The following is a 3,470-nucleotide window of genomic DNA, read 5'->3' as shown; positions in this document are numbered from 1 at the left end:
ATGGGAAATAAGGCCATATTTCTGCGAATATCATCAGCCATGTCGCATCAACCTTCCAGTCGCTCTTTTATATGTTCATTCTAACCGTTACAACGCAAATGTGTCAAGTTATGTAAGGTTTAATCACAATTAAACCACTGTCTACAAGGCGATATAATGCGGTTAAAACACCATATTTAGCGTGAGCATACGTCAGTCCACCCTGCATATATGCAATGTAAGGTTCGCGTATTGGAGCATCAGCTGATAGCTCTAAACTGCCTCCTTGAATGAACGTTCCTGCCGCCATAATGACAGCATTCTCATATCCAGGCATATCCCAAGGCTCGGGAACCACATGCGAATCAACAGCAGCTGCCTGCTGTATCCCTTGAACAAAAGCGATTAAATGATCAGCTTGTCCAAATCGAACCGCTTGGATGAGATCTGTACGCGGCTCATTCCATCTCGGTTTTGTTTCGAACCCAAGCTCTTCAAATAAAGCAGCAGCAAGCACACTTCCTTTGATCGCTTGTCCGACCAAATGAGGGGCTAAAAATAAACCTTGGAACATGGAGCGAAGCGTACCTAACATTGCGCCTACCTCGCCGCCGATGCCCGGAGCAGTCATGCGGTAAGCAGCAGCTTCGACGGCAAAAGCTTTCCCGGCAATATAGCCCCCCGTTTCAGCTAAGCCCCCGCCTGGGTTTTTGATAAGCGAGCCTGCCATCAAATCTACTCCAACTTGAGTAGGCTCGAGCAGCTCTGTAAATTCACCATAACAATTGTCCACAAAAACAATCAGGTCCGGCTTTATTGCTTTTACCCTATTTACGATAGTTTCAATCTCCGAAACGGTAAATGAAGCTCTCCAATCGTAACCACGCGAGCGCTGGATACCGATGACCTTCGTTTTTTCCGAGATCGCTTGCTCAATTTGAGTCCAGTCCAATCCACCATCCTCAAGGAGCGCTACCTCAGAATATTTCACGCCCCAATCCTGCAAAGAGCCCATGCCGTCTCCAGGCTTGCCGATAACTTTATGCAGCGTATCGTAAGGTCTTCCCGTAACGTACAGGAGCTCATCCCCAGGGCGCAGCACTCCGAATAAGGCACAGCTGATCGTATGTGTTCCAGAAACGAAATGCGGCCTAACAATAGCCGCTTCCGCTCCCATTACCTCTGCGTAAACAAGATCAAGTATTTCACGTCCGCGATCATTATAGCCATATCCCGTTGAACCGGTAAAATGAAAATCGCTTACTTTGTGATGTTGAAACGCTTCTATGACCTTCCACTGATTCCGCTCAGCTATCTTGTCAATGCTGCGAAAAGCTTCTGAGGCAAGCACCTCGGACTGCTCTGCTAGCTGCTCTAGGTGCTCCCATAGTCTTTGGTTTACATGTTGCCTGTTCATTATGATATCTTCTCCTTAAATTTTGCGCAGCAAAACTACTTCGTAAGCATATGCCTAAATTTTGCACAGCAAAACTACTTCGTAAGCAAACCCTACTCAATAAATTGTTTTAAACGATGACCGTGCTGCTCGTATTCCTGCTTACTCACATGAACGGTAAGTCGTAAGCTTTCTTCATTCACTTCTTGATTGATAACCTCGCCGCTTCGATAAGCAAGTGCGATCAAATCTCCACGCTCTGCTGGCACGTTAAAGACTACTACGTCTCCGCTGAGCTTATCTTGCACGGTTTGCTTTAACAGCTCTAGATCCCCAGCATCGTACGCGCTAATGACAAGATTGTCGCCGCTAGTAATCGGCAAATCTGCTAATGAACCGTTATTTACACACATATCCTTCTTATTGTAGACCATAATATAGGGTTTATCCGCGGCGCCAAGCTCACCTAAAATTTTGTTAACGACTGCAATTTGCTCATCCCGCATTGGAGAGCTGCTGTCGATGACATGAAGCACTAGATCAGCCTCGCATACCTCTTCTAACGTCGCCCGAAATGCTGCTACAAGATCTGTCGGCAAGTTTTGAATAAAACCTACCGTATCTGTAAGTATAATTTCTCGGCCATTTGGCAGCTCAAGTGTTCTAGAGGTGGGATCAAGCGTTGCGAACAATTGATTTTCTACATACACATCTGCATGAGTAAGCTCGCGAAGCAGCGTCGATTTCCCGGCATTCGTATAGCCAACAAGAGCTACTTGAATGGCGCCGGATTTTTTGCGACGCTCGCGATGCAATTTACGGTGGCGGACAACCTCGTCAAGCACCGTCTTCAGGTCAAAAATCCGATCACGAATATGACGGCGATCCGTCTCGAGTTTCGTTTCACCTGGACCGCGGGTACCAATGCCTCCGCCAAGCCGTGACAAGTTTTTGCTTTGTCCAGATAGACGTGGCAAAAGATAGCTGAGCTGCGCCAGCTCAACCTGAATAATCCCTTCGCGCGTTTTGGCACGACCTGCGAAAATATCCAAAATCAGCTGGGTGCGGTCAACGATTTTCAAATCCAGTGATTCTTCCAAATTGCGAACCTGAGCGCCGGACAGCTCTTGATCAAATATAGCCGTTGTAGCGCCCAGTTCATCAGCTAGAGCCTTAACCTCTTGTACTTTTCCTTTGCCAATAAACCATTTGGAATCGACGGTTTCTTTGTTTTGCGTAATGGTCGTCAGCACTTCAACCCCAGCTGTTTCCGTCAGCTGTACAAGCTCCTGTAGCGACAGCTCAGGGTCTCCGCCTTTCCGCTTGTCTTTTGACGTAACTAAGCTAATCAGTATCGCTTTTTCAATCATGTTCGTATTCGTATCGAATGTTATCTCGCTCATCTCATACTCCTTCTAAACTACGCAATCATATTGGTTTCGTATCCCACTTTAAATCATCTGGTCTAATCGTCATTAATTCCTGCTTTGCGGGAACGGAACTGGCATACTGCGTAAGCAAACGAACGGCTTGAAACCTGATCGCTTTCTCTATCACATTTCGAACATACCTGGCATTGCTGAACGAGAACATGGTGTTTAGCTTTTCCTGCATTAAATGCTGTCTTAGTTTAAATATGGTCTGAGGCTGCAATATATAATCACGGTCCTTAGCCATGAGCTCACTAATCTGAATCAGTTGATCAACCGAATAATCTGGAAACTCGATTTGGATCGGAAAACGTGACGGCAAGCCTGGATTTGTGAGCAAAAAATCGTCGATTTCGGCAGGATAACCCGCGAGTATGAGCACAAAATGATTTTTGTGATCCTCCATTGCTTTTACAAGCGTATCGATTGCTTCCTTGCCAAAATCTTTTTCCCCGCCCCGAGCTAGACTGTACGCTTCATCAACAAACAACACTCCGCCGATTGCTTTTCGAACGAGGTCTCGCGTCTTCTGAGCGGTATGTCCAATATATTCGCCAACAAGATCAGCTCGCTCCACCTCAATCAAATGTCCTTTGGTAAGTACACCCATCTTTTGAAACAGCTTCGCGACGATGCGGGCGATTGTTGTTTTTCCTGTCCCTGGA

The 3,470-nt window shown here is 46.3% G+C and carries 3 protein-coding genes; all 3 read right to left on the bottom strand.

All coding sequences use genetic code 11. The annotated features are described in order from the left end of the window. Positions 1–103: 103 nt before the first annotated feature. On the bottom strand, positions 104–1,396 hold the full coding sequence (locus AC1DSE_RS32880; protein ID WP_477511875.1) for a methionine gamma-lyase family protein: 1,293 nt from the start codon (positions 1,394–1,396) through the stop codon (positions 104–106). A 92-nt stretch (positions 1,397–1,488) separates the two neighbouring features. Continuing rightward, positions 1,489–2,778 carry a GTPase HflX gene (gene hflX, locus AC1DSE_RS32875; protein ID WP_477511876.1) on the bottom strand — a complete coding sequence of 430 codons (1,290 nt, stop codon included), beginning with the start codon at positions 2,776–2,778 and terminating at the stop codon, positions 1,489–1,491. A gap of 25 nt (positions 2,779–2,803) precedes the next feature. After that, the coding region (locus tag AC1DSE_RS32870) for an AAA family ATPase (protein ID WP_477528882.1) at positions 2,804–3,470 on the bottom strand (667 nt) is incomplete at its 5' end.

Source organism: Paenibacillus sp. 01L418 (assembly GCF_056400045.1).
This window is presented reverse-complemented; position numbering and strand designations above follow the sequence as displayed.